Here is a 24323-nt window from a genome sequence, read left to right as displayed (position 1 = left end):
TCCTCGCAATGACGGCGATAATCACGCCGCCCCGTCGCGAAGCGGCGGGTGATAGGACAGCGCGGTGTCCCAGGGGAAGAAGATCCAGGTGTCCTGCGAGACTTCGGTGATGAAGGTATCGACCAGCGGACGTCCCTTCGGCTTGGCGTAGACGGTTGCGAAATGCGCGTCGGGGAGCATCGCGCGCACCAGCTTGCCGGTCTTGCCGGTGTCGACGAGATCGTCGACGATCAGGAGCCCCTTGCCGGTGCCGCCGCCAAGCGTCATCACGTCTTCGGAGATGCCCTTCAGCACTTTGAGATCGCCCTGCTTGTCGTGGTCATAGCTGGCGATGCAGACCGTATCGATCACGCGCACGCCAAGCTCGCGCGCCACGATCGCCGCCGGCACAAGCCCGCCGCGGGTGATCGCGATCACCGCATGAAACGGACCAACTTCATTGAGCCGCCAGGTCAGTGCCCGGCAATCCCGGTGGAACTGGTCCCACGACACCGGAAAGGGGCGGCCCGCCCGTTCTTCCGCACTTAGTTCCGGTGCTTCACCAGCCATCGTCGTCTCCTGCTTCGTCTGCCGGCAGCTAGGTTGCTAGCGGGTGATGTTCAATCCCGCCAGCATTTCCTTCACCGCCGCCATTGCGGCTGCGAGCTTGTCCGCATCGCGCGAGCGCACCACCAGATTGGTGTTCGGCTTCTGCTCTTCATCCATGAAGGGATAGCTGCCGATGATGGTGTCGGGATGTTGGGCGGCAATCGCCCGCAGCGGGCTGCCGATGTCGCCTTCCCGCGCATTGGCGCGGACCGATTCAGAGAGCATGCGCACGCCCGATTTCAGCTTGGGCGAGACGATGTCCATCATCGCCTGCATGATCGAGGGCACGCCCGCCATCACGATGACATTGCCGATCTTGAAGCCGGGAGCGAGGATGGTCGCGCTCTGGATCAGCTCGGCACCATCAGGAATGCGGGCCATGCGCAGGCGGGCCTCGTTGAGGTCCTGCTCGCTCCAGCGCTCGCGGAAACGGGCGACCACCTCCGGGTGATGGTCGATGCCGACGCCGAACGCCTTGGCGACGCTATCAGCGGTGATGTCGTCATGGGTCGGCCCGATGCCACCTGTGGTGAAGACATAGGTGTAGCGATGCCGCAGTGCATCCAACGCGGCAATGATGTCGGACTCGTCGTCGGAGACGACCCGGACCTCCTTCAGGTCGATGCCGATATTGGTCAGGTATTCGGCGATGAAGCCGATGTTCTTATCCTTGGTCCGGCCGGACAGGATTTCGTCCCCAATGACCAGAATACCCGCCGTGACGATCTCGCTCATACCTCAAGTCCCTCACCTATCGGCCCGACTTTGCCGAGGTAACGCGTTGAAGTCACGCGGTTTTGCTGCCGAAATAAGCAGTCCTCAGCCATTTTTTCAGGCAAGCCGCCGGCCATCCCCGGCAAATGTCCTCTCCCCATGCTTATCGCGCTGGCCCGGCCCTTGCTACCGCATGAAAGTCATGCACTCTTGCCGCATGGCCAGGACGTTGCGGTCTTCACCAGGGCCTCGCGACCTGTCGAATGGCGCAACGCCTTGCGGAGACAAGTCGGGATCTATGGCAGTCGCGTTTGATGAAATGAACATTCCCGGTGGGGACCTTCGCCCCGCCTATCAGGAGCTGGCGCGCTGGCTCAAGGAGACGCCTCCCGAGGCGCTCGAATATCGCCGCCAGGAGGCCGAGCTCCTCTTCCGCCGCATCGGCATTACCTTCGCGGTCTATGGCGACTCCGAGTCCACGGAGCGCCTGATCCCCTTCGATGTGATCCCGCGGATCATGTCCGGCAAGGAATGGTCACTGCTGGAGAAGGGCCTGAAGCAGCGCGTGCGCGCGCTCAACATGTTCCTGCGCGACATCTATCACGGGCGCGATATCCTCCGTGCCGAGATCGTGCCCGACGACCTCATCTTTCAGAACCCGGTCTTCCGTCCCGAGATGAACGGCCAGCAGGTGCCGCACGACGTCTACGTGCACATCGCCGGCATCGACATCGTCCGGGTCGATGCCGAGGACTTCATCGTGCTGGAGGACAATGCACGCACGCCCTCGGGCGTGTCCTACATGCTGGAAAACCGCGAGATCATGATGCGGCTGTTTCCGGACCTGTTCGCCCGCCACAGGGTGGCGCCGGTCGAACGCTATCCGGACGAGCTGCTATCCGCCTTGCGCTCGGTGGCGCCGCAAAGCGCCTCCGGCGAGCCGACCGTCGCGTTGCTCACGCCGGGCGTCTACAACTCGGCCTATTACGAGCACTCCTTCCTCGCCGACAAGCTCGGTATCGAGCTGGTCGAGGGCCGTGACCTCATCGTCAAGAACAACGAAGTGTTCATGCGGACGACCGAGGGCGTGAAACGGGTCGACGTGATCTACCGCCGCGTCGACGACGACTACCTCGATCCCCTCACCTTCCGGCCCGACTCCGCCCTCGGCGTGCCCGGGCTGATGTCGGCCTATGCGGCCGGCAACATCACGCTCGCCAACGCGGTCGGCACCGGCATCGCCGACGACAAGGCGATCTACTCCTACATGCCGGACATCGTAAAATTCTACCTCGGCGAGGAGCCGATCCTGAAGAACGTGCAGACCTGGCGCTGCCGCGAGCCGAAGGATCTCGCCTATGTGCTGGACCATCTGAGCGAGCTCGTCGTGAAGGAGGTGCACGGCTCCGGCGGCTACGGCATGCTGATCGGCCCTGCCGCGACCAAGGCGACGATTGAAGCCTTCCGCGAGAAGCTCAAACGCGAGCCCGAGGGCTTCATTGCGCAGCCGACGCTGGCGCTCTCGACCTGCCCGACCTGCACGGCATCCGGCCTTGCGCCCCGCCACGTCGACCTGCGGCCGTTCGTGCTCACCGGCAGCAAGAGCACCACGATCGTCCCCGGCGGGTTGACACGCGTTGCCCTGAAGGAAGGCTCCCTGGTGGTGAATTCGAGCCAGGGCGGCGGCACCAAAGATACCTGGATCCTGGACGAGTAGAGAGATGCTGTCGCGTACCGCCGAAAACCTCTATTGGCTCGCCCGCTACGTCGAACGGGCCGAATATCTCGCGCGCACCATCGATGCGACGCTGCGCGTCACCGCGCTTCCCGCCGCCTATATCGGCAAGACCAACGAATGGGACTCGGCGCTTTTGACCGCCGGCGTCGCCGCAAGCTTCTATCAGCAGTACGAAGAAGCCAACGAGCGCAACGTCGTGGATTATCTCTCGTTCTCGGCGGATAATCCGTCCTCGATCAGGAATTGCATCGAGGCCGCGCGGCTGAATTCGCGCTCGGTGCGCACAGCGCTGACGAGCGAGATGTGGGATACCATCAACTCGGCCTGGATCGAGTTGCAGGAGGTCTGGAGCAGAGGGACCTCCACGCGCGAGGATCTAGCAAAGTTCCTGCGCTTCGTGCAGGAGACCTCGCTGCGCTTCGACGGCTCGGCCTACCGGACCATGCTGCGCAACGACGCCTACTGGTTCTCGCGGATGGGCCTGCATCTCGAACGCGCCGACAACACCGCTCGTATTCTCGACGTGAAATACCATGTGCTGCTGCCCGAGGAGGAGCATGTCGGCGGCCCGCTGGATTTCTACCAATGGACCTCGATCCTGCGTTCGGTTTCGGCGCTGACGGCCTATCACTGGGTCTATCGCGAGACACTGAAGCCCTGGCTGATCGCGGATTTGCTCATCCTCAACGATTCGCTGCCGCGTTCGCTCGCAAGCTGCTACGGCAATCTGGTGCGCAATCTCGATCAGATCGGCGTCGCCTATGGCCGCCAGGGTCCGGCCCAGCGCCATGCCCGCGGCATTCGCAACCGGCTGGAACACAGCAATATGAACGACATTTTCCAGCATGGCGTGCATGAATTCATTCAGGAATTCATCTTGGACAATTCCAGGCTGGGCGAAATCATCACGAAGCAGTATTTGATCTGATACTGCTGTCATTCCGGGGACGCCCGCAGGGCTAGCCCGGATCGATGACGCTACAACAACGGTCCACCATGCGCCTACGAATCCTGCACACCACGACCTATCGCTACGAGCCGCAGGCCACGAGCGTGATCCAGATCCTGCGCATGACGCCCGGCAGCCATGACGGGCAATATGTGGCGGAGTGGCAGATCGACGTGTCGACCGACACCAAGCTCGACACGCACGAGGACGCGTTCGGCAACGTCACCCACGTGCTGTCCTGCGGACCGGTCGGCGACATCAAGATCACCGCCGAGGGCCTGATCGAGACCCACGACACCGGCGGCGTTCTGCGCGGCGCCGACGAGCGCTTTCCGGCCGGCATGTTCTTGCGGGCCACCGACCTTACCACGGTCAATCCCGCGATGAATGCGGTCGCGCGCCAGCTGCGCAGCGAGGCCGAGAGCGACACGCTGGGCTTCCTGCACACGCTGATGACGCAAATCAGCGATCACATGACCTTCGACGAGGACCCGACCAACAGCGGCACGTCGGCGGCGGAAGCGTTCACGCTCAAGCGCGGCGTCTGCCAGGACTACGCGCACATCTTCATCGCCTGCGCCCGCAGCGGCGGCGTGCCGGCGCGCTTCGTCTCCGGCCATTTCCTGCGCTCCGACGGCACGGTGCATCAGGACGCGGGCCATGCCTGGGCGGAGGCCTATGTCGACGGTCTCGGCTGGGTCGGCTTCGATCCCGCCAACAGCATCTGCGCCACCGACGCCCATGTCCGCGTCGCGATCGGGCTCGATTATCTCGGCGCCGCCCCCGTACGCGGCACCCGCTATGGCGGCGGCGCGGAGACGCTGTCGGTGGCGGTCAAGGTCGAGCAGGCCGGCCGTGGCGGCCAGTCGCAATCGCAGTCCCAGCGGCAGAGCTGAGCCGCGCCCCGCGCGCCCCTCACCCACGGTCGTTTCCACCCTGCCGCCCCGCGGCAATCGGGGGTTGGAGCGGCCCTTGAAATTGGCTAGTAATCCGCGCAAACGCGTTCGGGGACAGGAAATGACCTATTGTTGCGGAATTCTGGTTCGGGACGGTCTGGTGATGATCGCCGACACCCGCACCAATGCCGGCCTCGACAACGTCTCGACCTTCCGCAAGCTCCACATCTTCTCCAAGCCCGGCGATCGCATCATGGCAATTGCCAGCGCCGGCAACCTCGCCATCAGCCAGTCGGTGCTCTCGACGCTGACCGAGGGCCTCGAAGACCCCGACACCGGTGAGATCGAGACGCTGATGAACGCGCCGACCATGTTCCAGGCCGCCCAGCGCATTGGCCGGGCGATCCGGGCCGTGCACGCGACCGAGGGCCCCGCACTGAGGTCTGAGGACGTATCGTTCGACGTGTCCTTCCTGTTCGGGGGCCAGATCAACGGCGCGCGCATGCGCCTGTTCATGGTCTACACCGCCGGCAATTTCATCGAATGCACCACCGACACACCCTATCTGCAGATCGGGGAGCACAAATACGGCAAGCCGGTGCTCGACCGCGCCATGCATTACGACGTCGAACTCTACGAGGCGCTGAAGACCGGGCTGATCTCGATGGATTCGACCATGCGCTCGAATCTCGGCGTCGGCCTGCCGATCGACGTTCTGGTGGTGCGCGCCGACGCCTGCGAGGCCGACCTCAACCACCGCATCGAGGCGGGCGAGCCCTATTTCCACGATTTGCGCTCGCGCTGGTCGGCGGCCTTGCGCGCCGCGCATCAGAACATTCCGCGGCCGCCCTACAAGAACGAAAAAGAATCCAAAACCTGACAGATCAAGAGAAAAGGCAGGAAACGATGAGTGAAGCGAAAAAGATCGCAGTGGTGACGGGCGCCGGCACCGGAGTCGGGCGCGCGGCGTCACTGGCGCTGATGAACATAGGCTTCACCGTGGTGCTGGTCGGGCGCCGGCCGGACATGCTCGAGGAGACGGCCAAGCTCGGCCCCGCGGGGAAAAGCCTCTGCGTCACCGCCGACATGACCAAGCCGGACTCGATCGCCGCGCTGTTCGACAAGGTCAAGGCCACCTATGGCCGACTCGACGTGCTCTTCAACAATGCCGGCATGGGCGCACCGCCGGTGAATTTCGAGGATCTCAGCCTCGAGCAGTGGCAGGCGGTGGTGAACACCAATCTCACCGGCCCGTTCCTGTGCACCCAGCACGCCTTCCGCATCATGAAGGACCAGAGCCCGCGCGGCGGCCGCATCATCAACAACGGCTCGATCTCGGCGCATGCGCCGCGGCCGTTCTCGGCGGCCTATACCTCGACCAAGCACGCCATCACCGGCCTCACCAAGGCCTCCAACCTCGACGGCCGCATGTACGACATCGCGGTCGGCCAAGTCGACATCGGCAACGCCGCAACGCCCATGACCGACCGCATGGTCAACGGCCCCGGCGTGCTGCAGCCCGACGGCACGTCGAAGCAGGAGCCGCGCATGGATGCGAAGGCGGTCGGCGATGCCGTCGCCTACATGGCCGGCCTGCCCCTCGATGCCAACGTGCTGACCATGACCGTCATGGCAACCAAGATGCCGTTCGTGGGACGGGGCTGAATCAAAAAACGCGAAAACAACCCCATGCACAGTAGGCGCCCTATTGATTCATCTACGGTATTTCCGCAGTCGTCATTGCGAGCAAAACGAAGCAATCCGGACTGCTAATCACGTGCCCCGGGTGCTGCGCGGCATGAAATGACGCGCTGCTGAGCCGAGGCCCATCACTCTCCGACGTTGCTTGCGACAACATGGGTCCCGGCTCAGCGGCGCACCGCTTGCGCGCTGCACCGCGTCCGGGACACGAGACCTTCTCCTACTCCAGCCTCTCCACCTGCCGCAGGCTCGGGAACAGCTGCATCCACAACAGCGCCACCGCGACCGTGCAGACGCCGCCCAGCACGGCTGCCGGCATGGCGCCGAACAGTGCGGCGGCCACCCCGCTCTCGAACTGGCCGAGTTGGTTGGAGGCGTTGATGAAGAGGAAGTTCACCGCACCGACCCGGCCACGCATCTCGTCGGGCGTCGCGAGCTGCACCAGCGAGAAGCGGATCACGACGCTGATCGTATCGGCCGCGCCGAGAACGGCGAGCGCGAGCACCGAGAGCCACATCCAGGACGACAGCGCGAACACGATCGTTGCGACGCCGAACACGATCACTGCCTGAAACATGCGCAGGCCCACATGCCGCGAAATGGCGTGACGGGCCAGCACCATAGTCATCAGCAGCGCGCCGACCGCGGGCGCGGCGCGCAGGATCCCGAGCCCCATCGGACCGGTCTGGAGGATATCTCGGGCATAGATCGGCAGAAGCGCGGTGACGCCGCCGAACAGGACCGCGAACAGATCGAGCGAGATAGTGCCGAGGATCGCGGGATTGCCGCGGATGAAGCGGACGCCGGCGAAGATATTGTCGGCGCCCGCCATGTCCTTGGCGATCGCCTGCGGGCGCGGCCGGATGAAGCCGGTCAGGATCATCCCGAAGATCCAGAACAGCACCATCACCGCGTAGGCGAGATGCGGCGCAACCGCGTAGGCAAAACCGCCTAGCGCCGGACCGGTAATGGTCGCGACCTGCGCCGCACCGCTGGAGACGGCGGTGGCGCGCTGGAGCGAGCCCTGCGGCGCGATCGCCGGCAGCAGCGCCGCGGTGGTCGGGCTCTCGAACGCGCCGGCAATGCCGAGCACGAAGGTGGCCACGAAAATCTGAACTTCGCTGACCAAGCCGAGATAGGTGATGACGCCGAGATAGAGCGCGGTCGCTGCTTCCACGAGTTGGCAGAGCTGGACCACGCGCTTGCGCTCGTAGCGGTCGGCGGCATGGCCGGCGATGAACACCAGCAGCGCCGTGGGCAGGAATTGCACGAGGCCGACCATGCCGAGATCGAAGGCCGAGCCGGTGAGATCGTAGATCTGCCAGCCGATCGCGACCGCCGCAATCTGGCTGGAGAAACGCGACAGGCTGCGCGAGAGCAGAAAGAACAGAAAGGCGCGATGGGAGAGGAGCGCGCGGGCACTGACCGGCGGGTTTCCCGATATGGGCTGGTCTGGCATCGCCTCTTCGGTCACGCTCGGGCTATCCGGCTCCTGATGTCGACGTGCTCCGCGTGGCTGACGCGGACCTGCTTGTCAACAGCGAGACGCTTCGACAATCTCCCGGCATTGCGTTTGCAACGCAGGGGTGGCCATAATCATCGGGGTTTGGGGACATCATGCTGCGGCTGCAATCGGCACTCGGCGTTTTCGCATTGCTGTTGATCGCCTTGGTCCTGAGCGAGAATCGCCGCGCGGCCTCGCTGCGCCAGGCGGCGATCGGCCTCGTCGCCACCTTCGTCACCGCGATTGTTCTCCTGAAGGTGCCCGTCGTCGCGCGCGCGTTCGGTGCCATCAACGACGCGGTGGGCGCGATCTCGGCGGCCTCGCGCGCCGGCTCCTCCTTCGTGTTCGGCTATGTCGGCGGCGGTCCCCTGCCCTTCGACCTGAAAGCACCGGGTGCCGATTTCGTCCTGGCGTTCCAGGCGCTGCCGATCGTGCTGGTCATGAGCGTGCTGACGACGCTCTTGTTCTATTGGCGCGTGCTGCCGCCGGTCGTGCGCGGCATGGCCTGGCTGCTGGAGCGGACGCTCGGCGTCGGCGGCGCGGTCGGACTCTCGACCGCCGCCAACATCTTTCTCGGCATGGTCGAGGCGCCGCTGTTCGTGCGGCCTTATCTCGCGCAAATGACCCGCAGCGAGTTGTTCCTGGTGATGACCGGCGGCATGGCCGGCATCGCCGGCACGGTGCTGGTGCTGTATGCGACGCTCCTTGCTCCCCTCATTCCCGACGCAGCCGCCCATTTCGTCATCGCCTCGGTGCTGGGTGCCCCGGCCGCGATCCTGGTCAGCCTCATCATGGTGCCGGAGACATCCGACAAGCGCACCGGCGGCGCGCTGGAGGCTCCCGAGATGGAGGTCTCCAGCACGATGGACGCGATCGTGAAAGGGACGGGCGCGGGGATCGAGCTGCTGATCAACATCGTCGCCATGCTGCTGGTGCTGGTGGCGCTGGTCTATCTCGTCAATGCGATCCTCGGCCTGCTGCCTGATGTCGGCGGCGCTGCGATCTCGTTGCAGCGCCTGCTCGGCCTCGTGATGGCGCCGGTGTGCTGGCTCATGGGATTGCCGTGGGATCAGGCGATCACCGCCGGCAGCCTGATGGGCACGAAAACCGTGCTGAACGAGCTGATCGCCTATGTCGACTTCTCGAAGCTGCCGCCCGGCACGCTCGATCCGCGCTCGCGCCTGATCATGCTCTATGCGATGTGCGGCTTCGCCAATTTCGCCAGCCTCGGCATCATGATCGGCGGTCTCGGCGTGATGGCGCCGGAACGGCGCGAGGAAATCAACGCGCTCGGGCTGAAGTCCATCGTGTCGGGAACGCTGACGACGTGTCTGATGGGAGCAGTGGTGGGGGTGTTGACGTGAAGCTTGTGTGAGGCTGGCGCCCTCGTAGCTCCGAGGGGGCGCAGCGCAATCGCGACAATCCTTCCATGTTAATCTCTTCAGGAGATTCGGCTGGAATTGATTCATGAGCAACAGCGCAGGCCAGCGGGCATTTCAAAATGCCCGGCTTCAGAAACGGCAAAAAGCCGAGCTAGGGCCGCTGCTCGCGCGCGCCCTCCAGCTCCACAAGGCGGGACTTCTCCCCGAGGCCAAGACGGCCTATCGCGAACTCCTGGAGCTTGCGCCCAACCAATTCATCGCGCTGCATTTGCTGGGCGCTTTGGAGTCTGAAGCCAAAAACTATCGGCAGGCGCAAGTTTTGCTGAGCCGAGCGGTGGCCTTGGATCCGCGATCTGCCGAAGCCCATATGAGCCTGGGCGTCGCGCTCAACGGGCTGAAACGTCACAATGAGGCCCGCGAGAGCTATCGGAAGGCCCTCGCCCTTCGACCCAACTACGCCTTGGCCCTGTCCAATCTCGGCAACGCAAGCGCGGCCCTTGAACTTTATCAGGAAGCGCTCGAGAGCTACGACAAGGCGCTCGCAATCGACGGAAGACTTTCCGAAGCCCATAACGGCCGGGGTTGGGCGCTCTGCCGTGTGCGCGCCTATGACGAAGCGATCGCAAGCTTAAACCGCGCGCTATCGATCAAGCCTGACTACGCCTCGGCGCTGTCGACCCGCGCCGTTGCATTGCGGGAGCTTCAGCGATTTGACGAAGCCATGGCGGATTGCAATCGCGCAATCGCCCTCGCACCCGACGACGCGAATGGATGGCTCTGGCGGGCCAGTATCTTGCTCCTGACCCGGCAAGTTGCCGAAGCATTGTCCGATTGCGAGAAGGCTCTCGCGGCCGATCCCGGCTTCTCTCAGGCCCACAGCCTGCTCGGCCAATGTCTCGCGGCACTTGGCCGGGTCGACGAAGCCCTCGCCAGTTTCGACAGAGCTCTCGACATCGAGCCTGATCAGAGCACGATCTCCAGCAAGATATTCACCCTCGATTTCATGGCCGACGCCAGCGTTGCGCAGCATCAGCAAGCGCGACATGTATGGTGGGAGCAGATCGGTGCGAAGATCGCCTCAGCAGCGGCGGGATCGCATGAGAACAGCCGCGATCCGGATCGCCGTCTGGTGCTGGGTTATGTCTCGTCGGATTTTCACACACATTCAGCGGCGTTCATTTTCAAGCCGGTCCTGCAGCACCATGATCGGGCACAGTTCGAGATCGTGTGCTACGCTTGTTCACCGAAAACGGATGCGACGACCAGCGAATTTCAGGGGATCGCCGATCGCTGGCGCGACGCCTCGCAATGGTCCGACGATCGCCTCGCCGCTCAGATCCGCGCCGACGGCGTCGATATCCTGATCGATCTGTCCGGCCACACCAGCGGAAACCGCCTCGGTGTGTTTGCGCGCAAACCGGCACCTATTCAGGCGCATGGCTGGGGCCATGGTACCGGGACCGGGTTGCCAACCATCGATTATCTATTCTCGGACCCGGTCGCGATTCCTGCCGCGGTTCGGCATCTGTTTGCGGAGACCATCGTTGACCTGCCGTGCTTTGTGACGCTGGCGCCGCTGCCACCCGGGATTGCGCGGGCGCCGACGCCGGCGCTCGCGAACGGCTTCATCACATTCGGTGTCTTCAACCGCATCAGCAAGATTTCGAACGAGGCGGTGGAAGTCTGGTCTAGGATTCTCGAGCGGGTGCCGGGTTCGCGACTGCTGATCAAGGATACTGCACTGGACGCTCAGCTGGTCCGCGACAATCTGCTGGCGCGGTTTGCCGCTTGCCAGTTGCCGGCCGAATGCGTCGATCTGCTCGGAGCCACGTCGCGAGACGAACATCTGGTAACGTTCAATCGCGTCGATATTGGCCTCGACCCATTCCCGCAGAATGGCGGCGTCAGCACGTGGGAAGCCTTGCAGATGGGCGTGCCGGTGGTGGCGAAGCTCGGTCACAGCCTGCCGAGCCGTGCTGCCGGCTCCATCCTCACCGCGCTGGGCCTGCCGGAGTGGGTCGCGGACAGCGATGAGGCCTATGTCGAAATCGCAGCGAGCCGTGGGTTGCAGATCGGCGAGCTCGATAAGTTGCGCGGCGAACTGCCCGGACAGATCAGGGCTGCCGCCGCCGGCAACCCAATCTCATACGTGCAAGCGGTGGACGATGCCTATCGCGCGATGTGGAAACGCTATTGCAACGACGGCGGCTGATCTCCGCCTCGCCTACGCCTTCAACTCCACAGTCCTGAACTCCGCCGGCAGGATCACCTCCAGCAGCTCGACGTCGTCCGAATAGTCCAGGATCATGTGCTTGATCTTCGGCGGCTGGGTCCAGGCGCTACCTTCTTTCATCAGCGTCTCGCCCTCTCCGTCCATATAGGTCTTCACCCAGCCCTTGAGCACGTAGACCATCTGGAATTCGACGTCGTGAAAGTGCAGCTTCGACACTTCGTCCGGATTGCAGGGGCCTTGCAGCCGGATCACGTGCGCCTGCGCGAGGCCATGGCTGGCGGCGGCGATGCCGAGGTCGCGATATTTCGCGTAGGTACGCAGACCGTCGGCTTTGAAGTCTTCCTCGCGGTGATGGCTGATCGCAATGCGCTGCTTGGGCCGCGCCGGTTTCTTGACGGATGACTTTGCCGTTGTCGTGGGGGCTTTTGCCTTCACCGCCGTGCGCGCCGTGGATCGTGCTGCGGGTTTGGCCCCGCTACGCTTCTTCACCGCGGCTTGCGATGCGCTGCGCGATTTTGCTTTCTTGGCCATGGGCGGCCTCCCCTGTTGTTATGGGGAGAGGCTAGCACAGAATGCGAAATCGCAGGGTGGGTTAGCGCTAACGTACCCACCACTTCTTTGCGCAAGCGTTGAAGCATGGGGGGTTACACTGACGCTAACCCACCCTACAGCTCCGCCCTTCAATGCAGCCGGAATACTCCGTCCACCGCGCGCAACTCGGCCGGCTTGATCAGCTTGGAATGCGCCACTGTCACCGAGTGAAGCGGTCCGTCGAGCTTTTCCTGCCAGAACGCCAGAAAATCCTTCAGCGCCGGAAATTTCGGAAACATGTCGTAGTCCTGCCAGACGTAAGTCTGGAGCAGCGAGGGATGATCCGGCATCCGGTAGAGAATCTGCGCCGTCGTCATTCCGTAACCCAGCAGCTGTTTCCGGAAATCGTCCGAAACGGCTCTACTCCGCAAGCCCATGCCAACCTCCTTTGCAGGAGCGCATTCAAGGAGTGGCTTTCCGGTGCGCCTTAAGAGCCACCCGCTGCTGATGCGCTCACATAAGAGAAATGTGACGCAAACTGACAATCCATCTCAAGCCCAAAAGTTTAACAAGCTGTTGAAATTCAATGCGTTAGCAGCAGATCTAGCTCCGTGCTAATACTGCGCCGAGCGCGATTAACGATGGAAAGAGATTTTGGCAGGCGGCGCCTCCGAGTGCTATTTTTCTGCTACAAGCCCTTGCTCCCGCCAAAATCCTGCCTTATCTCAGTTGTGCCTGCGCTGGCACTCGCTGGCGCAGACTGCTAACAACCCAAAATTCCCAAATCGTGCAAAAGCTTAGGAGAACTGCATGAATTTCCGTCCGCTTCACGACCGCGTCGTGGTCAAGCGCATCGACGCAGAAGAGAAGACCGCTGGCGGCATCATCATTCCCGACACGGCGAAGGAAAAGCCCTCGCAGGGCGAGATCGTCGCCGTCGGCCCGGGTGGCCGCGACGAAGCTGGCAAGCTGATCCCGATCGACCTGAAGGTCGGCGACCGCGTGCTGTTCGGTAAGTGGTCCGGCACCGAGGTCAAGATCGACAACGTCGACCTGCTGATCATGAAGGAAAGCGACATCATGGGCGTCCTCGACGTCCCCGCTTCCAAGAAGAAGGCGGCCTAAGAGCCCCTCTCTTATCCAGTTAAACACCTAAGGAAAAAATCCAGATGGCAGCTAAAGAAGTCAAATTCTCGGTCGATGCGCGCGACAAGATGCTTCGCGGCGTCGACATTCTCGCCAACGCGGTGAAGGTCACGCTCGGTCCGAAGGGCCGCAACGTCGTGCTCGACAAGTCGTTCGGCGCTCCCCGCATCACCAAGGACGGCGTCACCGTCGCCAAGGAGATCGAGCTCGAGGACAAGTTCGAGAACATGGGCGCGCAGATGGTGCGCGAAGTCGCCTCCAAGTCCGCTGACGCGGCCGGCGACGGCACCACCACCGCGACCGTGCTGGCCCAGGCGATCGTACGCGAAGGCGCCAAGTCGGTTGCCGCCGGCATGAACCCGATGGATCTGAAGCGCGGTATCGATCTCGCGGTCGAAGCCGTCGTTGCGGACCTCGTCAAGAACTCCAAGAAGGTGACCTCGAACGACGAGATCGCCCAGGTCGGCACCATCTCGGCCAACGGCGACGCGGAGATCGGCAAGTTCCTCGCCGACGCCATGAAGAAGGTCGGCAACGAGGGTGTCATCACCGTCGAGGAAGCCAAGTCGCTTGAGACCGAGCTCGACGTCGTCGAGGGCATGCAGTTCGACCGCGGCTACATCTCGCCCTACTTCGTCACCAACGCCGACAAGATGCGCGTTGAGATGGACGACGCCTACATCCTCATCAACGAGAAGAAGCTCTCCTCGCTGAACGAGCTGCTGCCGCTGCTCGAGGCCGTGGTGCAGACCGGCAAGCCGCTGGTCATCGTCGCCGAGGACGTCGAAGGCGAAGCGCTTGCCACCCTGGTCGTGAACCGTCTCCGTGGCGGCCTGAAGGTCGCGGCCGTCAAGGCTCCGGGCTTCGGCGATCGCCGCAAGGCCATGCTGCAGGACATCGCGATCCTGACCGGTGGCCAGGCGATCTCGGAAGATCTCGGCATCAAGCTCGAGAACGTCACGCTCAACATGCTCGGTCGCGCCAAGAAGGTGATGATCGACAAGGAGAACACCACGATCGTCAACGGCGCCGGCAAGAAGGCCGACATCGAAGCGCGCGTGTCGCAGATCAAGGCGCAGATCGAGGAAACCACCTCGGACTACGACCGTGAGAAGCTCCAGGAGCGTCTTGCCAAGCTCGCAGGCGGCGTCGCGGTGATCCGCGTCGGCGGCGCGACCGAGGTCGAGGTGAAGGAGCGCAAGGATCGCGTTGATGACGCGATGCATGCGACCCGCGCCGCGGTCGAGGAAGGCATCGTCCCGGGCGGCGGCGTCGCCCTGCTCCGTGCCTCCGAGCAGCTCAAGGGCCTGCGCACCAAGAACGACGACCAGAAGACCGGCGTCGAGATCGTGCGCAAGGCGCTCTCCGCGCCCGCTCGCCAGATCGCGATCAACGCCGGTGAAGATGGCTCCGTGATCGTCGGCAAGGTCCTCGAGAACAAGTCGTACGCCTACGGCTTCGACTCCCAGACCGGCGAATATGTTGACCTCGTCAAGAAGGGCATCATCGACCCGACCAAGGTGGTCCGTACCGCGATCCAGAACGCAGCCTCGGTTGCGGCGCTCTTGATCACCACGGAAGCCATGGTCGCCGAGCTGCCCAAGAAGGGCGGCTCCGGTCCGGCGATGCCCCCGGGCGGCGGCATGGGCGGCATGGATTTCTGATCCAGCCATTCCGGCAAACGACAAAATGCGAAACCCCGGCAGCGATGCCGGGGTTTTGTTTTTCTTCGGTGGTCCCATCCCGGAGCAGCGCGGAGCCCGGAATGACAGTGGGGCTTCACCACACCTTCCCCAGCCGCTCCGTGTGCGGTTCGCCGTGCTGGTCGAGCGACCAGAATATCCGCGTCACCTTGCCGACCAGATTGTCCATCGGCACGAATCCGATCGACGACATCACGCGGCTGTCACTCGAGTTGTCGCGATTGTCGCCGAGCACGAAGAAATGGCCCGGCGGCACGGTGTAGACGTCGGTGTTGTCGTAGTAGCCGTTGTCGACACAGTCCTGCGTCACGTAGGACGCGCCATTCGGCAGCGTCTCGCGCCAGCGCTTGGCCTTCGCACCGTCATCCACGCCGCAGGTGGAGCCGGCGAATGCCTGCTTCAGAGCGACGCGCGTCACCGGGCGGTCATTTAGGATGAGTTGGCCCTGCCGCATCTGGATGCGATCACCGGGCAGCCCGACCACGCGCTTGACATAGTCGACCGGGGTGTCCTTTAGCGTCCGGAACACGACGACGTCACCATACTCGGGATCGGTGGCCCGGAAACGCCCGGAGATCCACGACGGCGCGAAGGGAAACGAATAACGGCCATAGCCATAGGCATATTTTGCAGCAAAGACGTAGTCGCCGACGACCAGCGTCGGCGTCATCGAGCCGGACGGGATGTTGAACGGCTGAAACAGGAAGATGCGAAACAGGAACGGCGGCGACCACAGCACCGGAATCAGGAGGATCAGGATGACGATCGCCTTCCATTCCCGCGCTTTGGCCTGCGGGTGGATGGTTTCCTGAAGAGTGGTCATGCGCCTGCCCTGATCAAGCCCGTAGTCGTCGCGAGATTACGCAACCCTCGCGCGTACGCAATCCCATAACTTGGTCGCGCCGCGCGCGGATCGCGTTCATGGGTCGCAATCAACCGCGCGCGAGATCGCTGAAGCAGCGGCGGATCCATTCGATGGTGAGCCGCGTCGCCGGATCGCGCTTGAGATGGTTCTGCACCAGCAGCCAGACGTCGCGGCGCCCAGGCAGCAGCGTGGCGCGCAGGCGGCGATCGCCGAGTAAGTCCGCGCAGACATGCTCCGGCAACACGCCGGCGGCCTGATGCGCGCGGATCAGGTTACGGATGACGCGAACGTTGTCGGTAACGCAGCGCGCGTGGGCTTGCTTCATACGCAGGAATTGCATCTCAGGAATGGCACCGAGTTCGTCCGGATAGGCGCACAGCACCGGCTCGCCTTCGGTCGTGACAGGCTCAAAATAATAGAGCTTGACGTCACCGAGCCTGGAGATCGCGAAGTCGCCCTTGTCGGGCTTGCGCAGCCGGATAGCGAGATCGGCTTCCCAGCGCGAGAACTTGACGTTCTCGCTCGAGGTGAGGAATTGCAGCGTCAGGCCGGAATTGGCGCGCAGGAAGTCGCTCGCGCGAGGCGACAGAACCTCCTCGGCAACCGTGTTGGTGGAGGCGATACGCAGGCGTCCCACCGGGCCTGCAAGACTCTCGCCGACGCGACCGATCTCGGCGGCATGTGCGGCCATCGCCTCGACATGCGCCAGCACCGCCTCGCAACTCCGCGTCGGCCGGCGCTGGCCGTCCACCGCATCGAACAGCGGCACGCCGAGATCGCGCTGGATGCGCGCGAGCCTGCGGCCGACGGTGGTCTCGTCGATGCGCAGCCGCGCGCTGGCGCCGGCATAGGTGCCCTCGTCCCTGACCGCGGCGATGATGCGCAGATCGTCCCAGTTCATGGCGATGAGCCTAGCAGGCACGACGGGCTCCTGCAAATTTGCAGCCATATGCTGCAATAGTCCTGCACATTGGCAGGCCGCCGCCGCGCTACTGTGGCGCTATCCGATATGCCTTAAGGCCGGACCCGCATGACCGCCCCAAAAACCCTGCTTGAATTGTCCGGCGCCGATCTCACTCCGCCCAGGCTCGCCGATTCCTGCCTCGTGCTAATCGACATCCAGAACGAATATTGCGCCGGGCCGCTCGCCTTGCCGGACGCGGAGCCCGCAATCGCCGCCGCCGCGCGCCTGCTCGCCCGCGCGAGGGCGAGCGGCGCTGCGATCTTCCATATCGCGCACAAGGGACGTGCCGGCAGCCTGTTCGACCGCGAGGCCGCGCGCGGCGCGATCGTCAGGAACGTGGCGCCGCTCGCCAGCGAAGCCGTGATCGAAAAGGCGCTGCCGAACGCTTTTGCCGGCACCGACCTGCAAGTCCGGCTGGCCGCAACCGGACGCACGAACATCGTGCTGGCCGGTTTCATGACCCATATGTGCATCAGCTCGACCGCCCGCGCCGCGCTCGACCTCGGCCTGCGCACGACGATCGCAGCCGATGCCTGCGCCACACGCGATCTTCCCGACGGCCGCGGCGGAGCGCTCTCCGCAAGGATCATCCACGAGGTCGCCCTGGCCGAATTGTCGGACCGGTTTGCGATCATCGCACAAACCGAGACGTTGACCTGAAGGAGCGTAGGCGATGCTGCAACTCTATTTCTCACCGATGGCCTGCTCGCTTGCGAGCCGCATCGCGCTGATGGAAGCGGGCATCGAGGCCCGCTATCATCCGGTCCATCTCCAGACCAAGCAGGTCGTGGACGACGGCAGCGATTTCCTCGGCGTTTCCCCAAAGGGCGCGGTGCCGGTCCTGGTGCTGGAGAATGGCGAACGGCTGACCGAAAGCGCCGCGGTGCTGCAATACATCGCCGACCTAAAGCCGCAGGCGGGCCTTGCACCCGCCTTCGGAAATCCCGACCGGTATCGGCTCCAGGAATGGCTCAGTTTCGTCGGGGCCGAGATCCACAAGGCGTTCCTGTTTCCAACCTTCTGGTACAAGGACGACGCCTCGCTCGCCAAGCCGCGTGCAAGGATAGCGCAGACATTATCGATGCCTGCCGCGCATCTGACGGACCGCGAATTCCTCGTCGGCGACAGCTTCACCGTCGCGGATGCCCATCTCACCTGGGCTTTGCTGTTGCTCCGTCCCGCGGGAATCGACGTCGCGCAATGGCCATCGTTGTCGGCCTATCTCGCGCGCATGCAGGCGCGACCGGCCGTGCGGGACGCGATTGCGACCGAAATGGCCGTCCGCAAGACGATGGCGGCGAGCCCGGCGTGACAGGATGTCACGGCCGGGAAATCTGAGCGGTGCTCCGGCAGGGCATTGATGTCGGCGCGGCATGCGCTAATCTGGAGGGATATTTTTCGACATTTCCTTGGAAGGCATTCATGCGTGCTCTTTCCAGATTTTGCCCGGCCGGACTTTGCCTTGCCCTCCTGGCCTGCTGGCTTTCCGTTGCGCCGGCATCGGCGGAAACCCGCGTCGCCCTGGTGATCGGCAATGGCGCCTATGCCAGTACGGCGCAGCTTCCCAACCCGTCGCACGATGCCGAAGACGTCGCCGCCTCGCTCAAGCGCAGCGGCTTCGAGGTGCTCCAGGGCATCGACCTGCGCCAAGCTGACATGCAGGACCTCACCATCCGCTTCGCGCGCGCCGCGAGCAAAGCCGACGTCGCCATGTTCTACTACAGCGGCCATGCGATGCAGTACAACGGCGTGAACTATCTGATGCCTGTCGATGCCGTGCTGAGCGACGAAGCCGACCTGAAGCGCTTCGTGCGGGTGGACGACATCGTGAACGACCTGCAGCAGGCCAAGAACCTGCGCATCCTCATCCTCGATTCCTGCCGCGACAATCCGCTGGCCGAAACCTTGAAACGCTCCGCCGGCATGACGCGCGGCGCCTCGATCGGGCGGGGCCTGTCGAAAGTCGAAGCACCGCGCGGCACGATCGTGTCGTTCTCAACCCAGTCCGGGCAGACGGCGGCCGATGGCAGCGGCCGCAACAGCCCCTATACGACGGCGTTCCTGAAGCACATCGAGGAGCCGCAGGAGATCGGCGAAGTCTTTCGCGACATCAGCAGCGACGTCTACGATTCCAGCGGCAAGACCCAACTCCCGGAGCTGTCGCTGTCGATCATCGGCAAGTTCTACCTGAACGGACCGGTGTCAGTCACGGTGGCGCCGGCGGCGCCACAAGCCGCGCCCCGGGCTGACCCTTGCGCAGCAGCAGAAGCACACTGGAAGGCTGCCGACGGCATCGGCACGCTGGGCGCTTTCGAGGATCACCTCGCGAGATTCCCGAATTGCATCTTCGCCACGCTCGCCAAAGCTCGAATCGAGGGGCTGAAGCAGAAGGTGGCGCTCGCGCCGTCAGGCAACGGCCGGAGCGGCGGAAGCAAGGATTTTGACGGCAGCTGGGACGTGACGTTGAACTGCTTGGCCACCGGCAAGGCGCAGGGCTTCACCAGACCTCTGGTCGCCACCGTCACGAACGGCGTGCTTCATGCCGAGGCGCAGGGTCCGGGCAACAACATCAACCGGCTCGAGATCGACGGCCAGATCCCGGCGGACGGCAAGACCACCTTGAGCGCGCGCGGCACGACGGGAGCGAGCGCGTACACGCTGAACAATCTAGCGCCCGGCTCGCCCTACGCCTTTACGGTCGATGCGCAGTTCGATCGCACCCGCGGAACCGGCAAGCGCAACGAGGCGCGGGCCTGCAATCTGGTTTTCGTCAAACGCTAGCTGCGCATCCCCGGCCGGTCACACGCCCGTCTGGCTGATGAACTTGGTGTTGAAATAACCCTCCATCGCCTCGGTGCCGCCCTCCGAGCCGTAGCCGGAATCCTTGATGCCGCCGAACGGCACTTCGGGCAGCGCCAGACCAAAACTGTTGATCGACATCATGCCGGCTTCGACTGCCGAACCGATCGCAGCCGCCGTCTTTGCCGAGCTTGTGAAGGCGTAGGACGCCAGCCCGAACGGCAAGCGGTTGGCCTCCTCGACCACCTCGTCGAACGACGAGAAGCGTGAAATCAGCGCGAGCGGGCCGAACGGCTCCTCGTTCATGGCGCGCGCATCCTTCGGCACGTCGCTCACCACCGTCGGCTCGAAGAAATGGCCCTTGTTGCCGACGCGTTTACCGCCGGTCTCGAGCTTTGCCCCCTTGCCGACGGCATCCTGCACCATGCCTTCGATGGCGGTGACACGGCGCGGATTGGCAAGCGAGCCCATTTTGGATTCGGGATCGAGGCCGTTGCCGACCTTGAACGACTTGGCGCTGTCGACAAATGTGTCGACGAATTCACGGAACACGTCATCCTGGACCAGCATCCGCGTCGGCGAGATGCAAACCTGCCCGGCATTGCGATATTTTGCTGCCGCCAGAATCTTGGCCGCCGATGTGACGTCGGCGTCCTTGAAAACGATCGCCGGCGCATGACCGCCGAGCTCCATGGTGGCACGCTTCATGTGCAGGCCCGCGAGCGCATTGAGCTGCTTGCCGACATGGGTCGAGCCTGTGAACGAGATCTTGCGGATCACCGGATGCGGAATGAGATATTCGGAGATCTCGGCAGGAATACCGTAGACCAGGTTGATGACGCCATCGGGCACGCCAGCGTCCGCAAACGCGCGGATCAGCTGTGCGGGCGAGGCCGGCGTCTCCTCCGGGGCCTTGACGATGATCGAGCAGCCGGCGCCGAGTGCGGCGGAGAGCTTGCGCACGACCTGATTGATCGGAAAGTTCCAGGGCGCGAACGCCGCAACCGGGCCGACCAGCTCCTTGATCGCGAGCTGGTAGATGCCCGGGCCGCGCGCGGGGATCAGGCGGCCATAGGCGCGTTTGGCTTCCTCCGCAAACCACTCGATCACGTCGGCGGCGGCCATCGCCTCCATCTTGGCCTCGCCGAGCGTCTTGCCCTGCTCCATCGTGAGCAGCGGCGCGATCTCCTCATTGCGCTCGCGCATGATCGCGGCGGCCTTGCGCATGATGCGGCAGCGCTCGAAGGGAGCAACGTTTCGCCAGATTTTCAAGCCGGCGCTGGCTGCGGCGAGTGCCTCGTCGAGGTCGGACCGTCCCGCATGGGCGACGGTGCCGATCACCTCTTCAGTCGCGGGATTGCGGACCTCGATCACCTTGCCCGAATGGGCCGGTCGCCATTTGCCGCCAATGAAAAGCTGGGTGTTCGAATAGGCCAACGGATTCTCCTGTGGTCGCTTTTTTCTGCGTTAGGTCGGGATAGGAATAGCTCGGTGACAAATCGCGTCCGCCGCCTTTGTCATCTCCGGCCCCAGATAGGAGCGGAAGCGTGGCTCGGCGACCAGAGCGCCGAAATCGGCCATGCGTGTCACCCCACCGCCGGCCACAAAGAGGAATCGCCCGGCGATCTCGGCAAGGATGTCGAGGTGCCAGGCCGCCGTCGGATGCATGCAGAGCACGACCAGCCGCCCCTCGTCGCGCAGCTTGCGGAAGAAATCGAGCATGAAGCCGATATAGCCATCCTGCAGGTTGAACTGCGGTTCGTCGAACAGGTGAACCAGCGGCGTCCGGGTTGGCGACGGCGCCAGGAAGGCGGACGGAATGCGCTTCCGGAAGCGCCTAACCTGATAGGATTGGTGATAGTGGATCGCGAGCCGGTCGCGCTCGCGATATTTGACACCATGGATATCGGTGCCCGCGACCAGCACGCGCCCGGAGGTCGGGGCGTTCGAGCCCGTCATCATCTCGAACAAGGTCGTCTTGCCGGCGCCATTCGGGCCGACGACACCAACGATATCAGGTTCGTCCAGCGACAGGTTTGCCTGTAACGTGAATGTCGGTCGGCGGATCACGCGGCCCCGTGTATAGACCTTTCGAACGTCGTCGAGAACGAGCAGCGGTGCGGCCACTTATTGTACTCCCAGCAAGCACTGACGAAGCCCGCGGTCATCGCGCAAGGCCGCGGCCTCCCCGGTCCAGACGATCCGGCCGCGATCGATCACCGCGGCATGGTCTGCGACCGCCAGCGCGATCTCGGCGTTCTGCTCCACGACCAGCGAGGCAATGCCCTCGTCCTTCATGCGCAAGATCGTCGCGAGCACGTCGCCGACGATTTTCGGCGCCAATCCCTGACTCGGCTCGTCGAACAGCACCAATCCCGGCGAGCCGACCAGCGCGCGGGCGATCGCCACCATCTGCATTTCGCCGCCCGACAGGTTTTCGCAGTCGCGCTCCATGAGATATTCGAGCGGTGAGAAGATCGCAGCGGCCTCCTTGACGCTCCAGTGGCGAAAGCGCGTGCGCTTTTGCGCGATCGACAGGTTGCGCGCAACCGTCAATGTCGGACACAGCCGGCGGTCGTCGGGTACCCAGCCGATGCCGGCGCGCGCAATCTCGTGGGTCGGATCGCGCGTGACGTCGTGACCGTCGAAACAAACGGAGCCGCGGCGCGGACGCGTCAGCCCCAGAATCGAGCGGAGCATGGTCGTCTTGCCGGCGCCGTTAGGGCCGAGCAGCGCAAACACCTTGGCGTGCTCGATGGCAAGCGAGGCGCCGAACAGCGCCTGGGTCTCGCCGTAAAAGGTATCGACCGCGTCCACTTCGAGGATCATGCGAACTTCCCGAGATTGGAGCGCCGCACCCATTCGTTCTGCTGCAGTTCGTGTGGCGTTCCGCGCGCCACCACCTGGCCCCAATGGATGACCGAGATCCGGTCAGCCAACGAGAACAGGAACTCCATATCGTGCTCGATGGCGACGATGGTCAGCCGCCCCTTCAGGCGAGCAATCAGGGCTGCGAGCCGGTGCACCCCGTCGGAGCCGAGGCCGGACGTCGGCTCGTCCAGGCACAGCACCCGGGGCGCCTGCGCCAGGGCGACCGCGATCTCCAGCGCGCGCCGGTCGCCATAGGACAGGTCCTTGGCGCGGATGTCGCCTTTGTCGGCAAGCCCAACTGCCGCCAGCGATTCAGAGGCCTTCGCGGCAAGCCGGCTGTCGCCCGCCGCTGCGCGCGCGACATCGTGGCCACGGGCGCGAAACTCGGGCAAGCCCATCATGACGTTGTCACGCGCGGAGAATTCGTCGAACAGTGTCATGATTTGAAACGAGCGGGCGATGCCCTTGGTGGCGATGCGGTGCGGGCTGAGGCCCGTGACATCCTCGCCGGCGAGCAGGACTCGACCACGGTTCGGTTTCACCCGGCCGGTGAGGACATTGAAGAACGTGGTTTTGCCGGCGCCGTTCGGGCCCATCACGCCGTGAAACTCGCCCTCCGCGACCGCGAGATCGACGCTCTCCAGCACGACCCGATCGCCGAAGCGGACATGAACGGCTGCGGCTTCGATCATGTTCATCGCCCGCTCCCGAACAGCAGCCGCATCGCCGAGGTACCGCGCTGCCGTAAGGCGCCGAGTGAGTGCTGCTGCACGGCAGCGGATATCGCGCCGGCAATGCCCTCGGGGCGAAACAGCACGATGGCGATGAAGAGCAGACCAAAATAGAGCATCCAGGCATTGGTCAGCGCACCGATCACGTCTCGGGCGGTGAGGAAGAGAAATACGCCAATCACCGGACCCCAGAAGCTGACGAGGCCACCGCCGACGAGCGTCATCATCACGACGTAGCCGGATTGATGCAGGCTCATGACGTCGGGGAATGCGGCGAGCTGCGCCATGGCGAACAATCCGCCGGCAAACCCCGAGACGGCGGCCGACAGCGCAAAGATCGCGACTTTGTAGAGCCACACATTATAGCCGAGATGGCTCGCGCGAACTTCGCTCTGCCTGATCGCAGCGACCACGCGGCCATAGGGCGAGTGCACCAGCCTCCACAATGCGGCGGTGCCGACCGCAAAGACGGCGAGCACGAAATAGTAGAACGCGACATTGTCGTTGAGATCGAACGACACAAGCCCGAAATCGGCCGGCAACCGTTTGATCTTGAGAAGGCCGTCTTCGCCGCCGGTGATCCGGTGCGATTTTATCGCCAACGTCCAGAAGATCTGGCCGAAGGCAATCGTCATGAAGGCATAATAGATGCCGCGCCTGTGCGAGATGAACAGCGCCACCAGCACGCCGGCGAGACCTGCCGCCGCGGCCGCGGCAATCAGGCATATCCAGAGATTGGCGACGATGTCGAACTGACAGAGACCGAACGCGTAGGCGCCGATGCCGAAATAGGCACCATGACCGAACGACGGAAGTCCGGCGGTGCCCAGCACCAGGTTGAATGCGAGCGCATAGAGCGACCAGATCAGGATCTCGATCCCGAGATAGGGATAGAGCCCGATCCGCGTGATCCAGAGCGGCACCGTTGCAAGCACGAGCCAGAGCACCAGCATCGTCGGCGTCACGAGGCGCGCAGCGTCCGGTGAAGATTTTGGTCCCACAATCATT

24 protein-coding genes are annotated in these 24323 nt (G+C 63.8%); 12 read left to right on the top strand and 12 right to left on the bottom strand.

Annotation, left to right across the window (positions count from 1 at the left end; genetic code table 11):
- Nucleotides 1–21: 21 nt before the first annotated feature.
- Both gpt and AC0L3B_RS14095 read right to left on the bottom strand, forming a co-directional pair.
- Complete coding sequence (gene gpt / locus AC0L3B_RS14100; protein ID WP_026232919.1) at nt 22–549, bottom strand: xanthine phosphoribosyltransferase; 528 nt, start codon at nt 547–549, stop codon at nt 22–24.
- Nucleotides 550–585: 36 nt separating this feature from the next.
- A complete protein-coding gene (locus AC0L3B_RS14095) occupies nt 586–1323 on the bottom strand; it encodes a competence/damage-inducible protein A (RefSeq protein WP_018455305.1) in 738 nt (245 codons plus the stop codon).
- Nucleotides 1324–1600: 277 nt separating this feature from the next.
- Between AC0L3B_RS14095 and AC0L3B_RS14090 the strand changes: the two genes are divergently transcribed.
- The 5 genes from AC0L3B_RS14090 (at nt 1601) to AC0L3B_RS14070 (ending at nt 6550) form a co-directional block, all read left to right on the top strand.
- Nucleotides 1601–3019, top strand: a complete 1419-nt coding sequence (locus tag AC0L3B_RS14090) for a circularly permuted type 2 ATP-grasp protein (protein ID WP_027518749.1) — start codon at nt 1601–1603, stop codon at nt 3017–3019.
- Between the two features lie 4 nt (nt 3020–3023).
- Nucleotides 3024–3968, top strand: a complete 945-nt coding sequence (locus tag AC0L3B_RS14085; RefSeq protein WP_018455303.1) for an alpha-E domain-containing protein — start codon at nt 3024–3026, stop codon at nt 3966–3968.
- A 68-nt stretch (nt 3969–4036) separates the two neighbouring features.
- On the top strand, nt 4037–4885 hold the full coding sequence (locus AC0L3B_RS14080; protein ID WP_007611900.1) for a transglutaminase family protein: 849 nt from the start codon (nt 4037–4039) through the stop codon (nt 4883–4885).
- Between the two features lie 121 nt (nt 4886–5006).
- The gene (locus AC0L3B_RS14075; RefSeq protein ID WP_026232918.1) at nt 5007–5765 is read left to right on the top strand and encodes a proteasome-type protease; all 759 of its coding nucleotides are present in this window, start codon (nt 5007–5009) and stop codon (nt 5763–5765) included.
- A gap of 26 nt (nt 5766–5791) precedes the next feature.
- A complete protein-coding gene (locus tag AC0L3B_RS14070; RefSeq protein WP_085361712.1) occupies nt 5792–6550 on the top strand; it encodes an SDR family oxidoreductase in 759 nt (252 codons plus the stop codon).
- A gap of 256 nt (nt 6551–6806) precedes the next feature.
- Here AC0L3B_RS14070 and AC0L3B_RS14065 read toward each other — a convergent pair whose 3' ends face one another.
- On the bottom strand, nt 6807–8045 hold the full coding sequence (locus tag AC0L3B_RS14065) for an MFS transporter (protein ID WP_247474203.1): 1239 nt from the start codon (nt 8043–8045) through the stop codon (nt 6807–6809).
- A 158-nt stretch (nt 8046–8203) separates the two neighbouring features.
- Between AC0L3B_RS14065 and AC0L3B_RS14060 the strand changes: the two genes are divergently transcribed.
- Nucleotides 8204–9454, top strand: a complete 1251-nt coding sequence (locus tag AC0L3B_RS14060) for a NupC/NupG family nucleoside CNT transporter (RefSeq protein WP_085361711.1) — start codon at nt 8204–8206, stop codon at nt 9452–9454.
- A gap of 103 nt (nt 9455–9557) precedes the next feature.
- Nucleotides 9558–11684, top strand: a complete 2127-nt coding sequence (locus AC0L3B_RS14055) for an O-linked N-acetylglucosamine transferase, SPINDLY family protein (RefSeq protein ID WP_204511615.1) — start codon at nt 9558–9560, stop codon at nt 11682–11684.
- 12 nt (nt 11685–11696) lie between these two features.
- Here AC0L3B_RS14055 and AC0L3B_RS14050 read toward each other — a convergent pair whose 3' ends face one another.
- Both AC0L3B_RS14050 and AC0L3B_RS14045 read right to left on the bottom strand, forming a co-directional pair.
- On the bottom strand, nt 11697–12236 hold the full coding sequence (locus tag AC0L3B_RS14050; protein WP_085361709.1) for a cupin domain-containing protein: 540 nt from the start codon (nt 12234–12236) through the stop codon (nt 11697–11699).
- Between the two features lie 149 nt (nt 12237–12385).
- Nucleotides 12386–12673: an usg protein gene (locus AC0L3B_RS14045; RefSeq protein WP_204511616.1), complete on the bottom strand. Its 288-nt coding sequence runs from the start codon at nt 12671–12673 to the stop codon at nt 12386–12388.
- A 373-nt stretch (nt 12674–13046) separates the two neighbouring features.
- On the opposite strand from AC0L3B_RS14045, the gene AC0L3B_RS14040 reads away from it, so the two are divergent.
- Entirely contained in the window at nt 13047–13361 is a 315-nt protein-coding gene (locus tag AC0L3B_RS14040; protein WP_007611913.1) for a co-chaperone GroES, read from the top strand.
- A 44-nt stretch (nt 13362–13405) separates the two neighbouring features.
- On the top strand, nt 13406–15046 hold the full coding sequence (groL, locus tag AC0L3B_RS14035; protein WP_085351091.1) for a chaperonin GroEL: 1641 nt from the start codon (nt 13406–13408) through the stop codon (nt 15044–15046).
- Between the two features lie 115 nt (nt 15047–15161).
- Here the strand turns inward: groL and lepB are convergent, their stop codons facing one another.
- Nucleotides 15162–15908 carry a signal peptidase I gene (gene lepB, locus AC0L3B_RS14030; protein WP_204511617.1) on the bottom strand — a complete coding sequence of 249 codons (747 nt, stop codon included), beginning with the start codon at nt 15906–15908 and terminating at the stop codon, nt 15162–15164.
- A 109-nt stretch (nt 15909–16017) separates the two neighbouring features.
- A complete protein-coding gene (locus tag AC0L3B_RS14025) occupies nt 16018–16851 on the bottom strand; it encodes a LysR family transcriptional regulator (protein WP_018455621.1) in 834 nt (277 codons plus the stop codon).
- A 129-nt stretch (nt 16852–16980) separates the two neighbouring features.
- Between AC0L3B_RS14025 and AC0L3B_RS14020 the strand changes: the two genes are divergently transcribed.
- The 3 genes from AC0L3B_RS14020 (at nt 16981) to AC0L3B_RS14010 (ending at nt 19695) form a co-directional block, all read left to right on the top strand.
- A complete protein-coding gene (locus AC0L3B_RS14020) occupies nt 16981–17574 on the top strand; it encodes a cysteine hydrolase family protein (protein ID WP_204511618.1) in 594 nt (197 codons plus the stop codon).
- A 13-nt stretch (nt 17575–17587) separates the two neighbouring features.
- A complete protein-coding gene (locus AC0L3B_RS14015) occupies nt 17588–18226 on the top strand; it encodes a glutathione binding-like protein (RefSeq protein WP_085361708.1) in 639 nt (212 codons plus the stop codon).
- A gap of 110 nt (nt 18227–18336) precedes the next feature.
- The gene (locus AC0L3B_RS14010; protein ID WP_204511619.1) at nt 18337–19695 is read left to right on the top strand and encodes a caspase family protein; all 1359 of its coding nucleotides are present in this window, start codon (nt 18337–18339) and stop codon (nt 19693–19695) included.
- Between the two features lie 18 nt (nt 19696–19713).
- Here the strand turns inward: AC0L3B_RS14010 and AC0L3B_RS14005 are convergent, their stop codons facing one another.
- From AC0L3B_RS14005 to AC0L3B_RS13985, 5 genes are read right to left on the bottom strand one after another with little or no spacing between them, the layout of a single operon-like run.
- Nucleotides 19714–21150, bottom strand: coding sequence for an NAD-dependent succinate-semialdehyde dehydrogenase (locus AC0L3B_RS14005; protein ID WP_473380526.1), 1437 nt, complete (start codon nt 21148–21150; stop codon nt 19714–19716).
- Nucleotides 21151–21180: 30 nt separating this feature from the next.
- Nucleotides 21181–21840, bottom strand: a complete 660-nt coding sequence (locus AC0L3B_RS14000; protein WP_204511621.1) for an ATP-binding cassette domain-containing protein — start codon at nt 21838–21840, stop codon at nt 21181–21183.
- Complete coding sequence (locus AC0L3B_RS13995) at nt 21841–22542, bottom strand: ABC transporter ATP-binding protein (RefSeq protein WP_018455615.1); 702 nt, start codon at nt 22540–22542, stop codon at nt 21841–21843.
- A complete protein-coding gene (locus AC0L3B_RS13990; RefSeq protein ID WP_204511622.1) occupies nt 22539–23282 on the bottom strand; it encodes an ABC transporter ATP-binding protein in 744 nt (247 codons plus the stop codon). Before AC0L3B_RS13990 ends, AC0L3B_RS13995 begins: the two co-directional genes overlap by 4 nt.
- Complete coding sequence (locus AC0L3B_RS13985; protein ID WP_085385040.1) at nt 23279–24322, bottom strand: branched-chain amino acid ABC transporter permease; 1044 nt, start codon at nt 24320–24322, stop codon at nt 23279–23281. The genes AC0L3B_RS13990 and AC0L3B_RS13985 overlap by 4 nt, the downstream gene beginning before the upstream one ends.
- Nucleotide 24323 lies beyond the last annotated feature (1 nt).

It is taken from the genome of Bradyrhizobium sp. Kon56 (assembly GCF_055807635.1).
Note: the sequence above shows the minus strand (reverse complement) of the source record. Positions and strands in the feature narration are given on the sequence as shown.

What these genes read in the sequence shown, in the direction of transcription:
- gpt (WP_026232919.1), bottom strand. Translation starts at nt 549, where the DNA reads ATGGCTGGTGAAGCACCGGAACTAAGTGCGGAAGAACGGGCGGGCCGC.
- AC0L3B_RS14095 (WP_018455305.1), bottom strand. Translation starts at nt 1,323, where the DNA reads ATGAGCGAGATCGTCACGGCGGGTATTCTGGTCATTGGGGACGAAATC.
- AC0L3B_RS14090 (WP_027518749.1), top strand. Translation starts at nt 1,601, where the DNA reads ATGGCAGTCGCGTTTGATGAAATGAACATTCCCGGTGGGGACCTTCGC.
- AC0L3B_RS14085 (WP_018455303.1), top strand. Translation starts at nt 3,024, where the DNA reads ATGCTGTCGCGTACCGCCGAAAACCTCTATTGGCTCGCCCGCTACGTC.
- AC0L3B_RS14080 (WP_007611900.1), top strand. Translation starts at nt 4,037, where the DNA reads ATGCGCCTACGAATCCTGCACACCACGACCTATCGCTACGAGCCGCAG.
- AC0L3B_RS14075 (WP_026232918.1), top strand. Translation starts at nt 5,007, where the DNA reads ATGACCTATTGTTGCGGAATTCTGGTTCGGGACGGTCTGGTGATGATC.
- AC0L3B_RS14070 (WP_085361712.1), top strand. Translation starts at nt 5,792, where the DNA reads ATGAGTGAAGCGAAAAAGATCGCAGTGGTGACGGGCGCCGGCACCGGA.
- AC0L3B_RS14065 (WP_247474203.1), bottom strand. Translation starts at nt 8,045, where the DNA reads ATGCCAGACCAGCCCATATCGGGAAACCCGCCGGTCAGTGCCCGCGCG.
- AC0L3B_RS14060 (WP_085361711.1), top strand. Translation starts at nt 8,204, where the DNA reads ATGCTGCGGCTGCAATCGGCACTCGGCGTTTTCGCATTGCTGTTGATC.
- AC0L3B_RS14055 (WP_204511615.1), top strand. Translation starts at nt 9,558, where the DNA reads ATGAGCAACAGCGCAGGCCAGCGGGCATTTCAAAATGCCCGGCTTCAG.
- AC0L3B_RS14050 (WP_085361709.1), bottom strand. Translation starts at nt 12,236, where the DNA reads ATGGCCAAGAAAGCAAAATCGCGCAGCGCATCGCAAGCCGCGGTGAAG.
- AC0L3B_RS14045 (WP_204511616.1), bottom strand. Translation starts at nt 12,673, where the DNA reads ATGGGCTTGCGGAGTAGAGCCGTTTCGGACGATTTCCGGAAACAGCTG.
- AC0L3B_RS14040 (WP_007611913.1), top strand. Translation starts at nt 13,047, where the DNA reads ATGAATTTCCGTCCGCTTCACGACCGCGTCGTGGTCAAGCGCATCGAC.
- groL (WP_085351091.1), top strand. Translation starts at nt 13,406, where the DNA reads ATGGCAGCTAAAGAAGTCAAATTCTCGGTCGATGCGCGCGACAAGATG.
- lepB (WP_204511617.1), bottom strand. Translation starts at nt 15,908, where the DNA reads ATGACCACTCTTCAGGAAACCATCCACCCGCAGGCCAAAGCGCGGGAA.
- AC0L3B_RS14025 (WP_018455621.1), bottom strand. Translation starts at nt 16,851, where the DNA reads ATGAACTGGGACGATCTGCGCATCATCGCCGCGGTCAGGGACGAGGGC.
- AC0L3B_RS14020 (WP_204511618.1), top strand. Translation starts at nt 16,981, where the DNA reads ATGACCGCCCCAAAAACCCTGCTTGAATTGTCCGGCGCCGATCTCACT.
- AC0L3B_RS14015 (WP_085361708.1), top strand. Translation starts at nt 17,588, where the DNA reads ATGCTGCAACTCTATTTCTCACCGATGGCCTGCTCGCTTGCGAGCCGC.
- AC0L3B_RS14010 (WP_204511619.1), top strand. Translation starts at nt 18,337, where the DNA reads ATGCGTGCTCTTTCCAGATTTTGCCCGGCCGGACTTTGCCTTGCCCTC.
- AC0L3B_RS13995 (WP_018455615.1), bottom strand. Translation starts at nt 22,542, where the DNA reads ATGATCCTCGAAGTGGACGCGGTCGATACCTTTTACGGCGAGACCCAG.
- AC0L3B_RS13990 (WP_204511622.1), bottom strand. Translation starts at nt 23,282, where the DNA reads ATGAACATGATCGAAGCCGCAGCCGTTCATGTCCGCTTCGGCGATCGG.
- AC0L3B_RS13985 (WP_085385040.1), bottom strand. Translation starts at nt 24,322, where the DNA reads ATGATTGTGGGACCAAAATCTTCACCGGACGCTGCGCGCCTCGTGACG.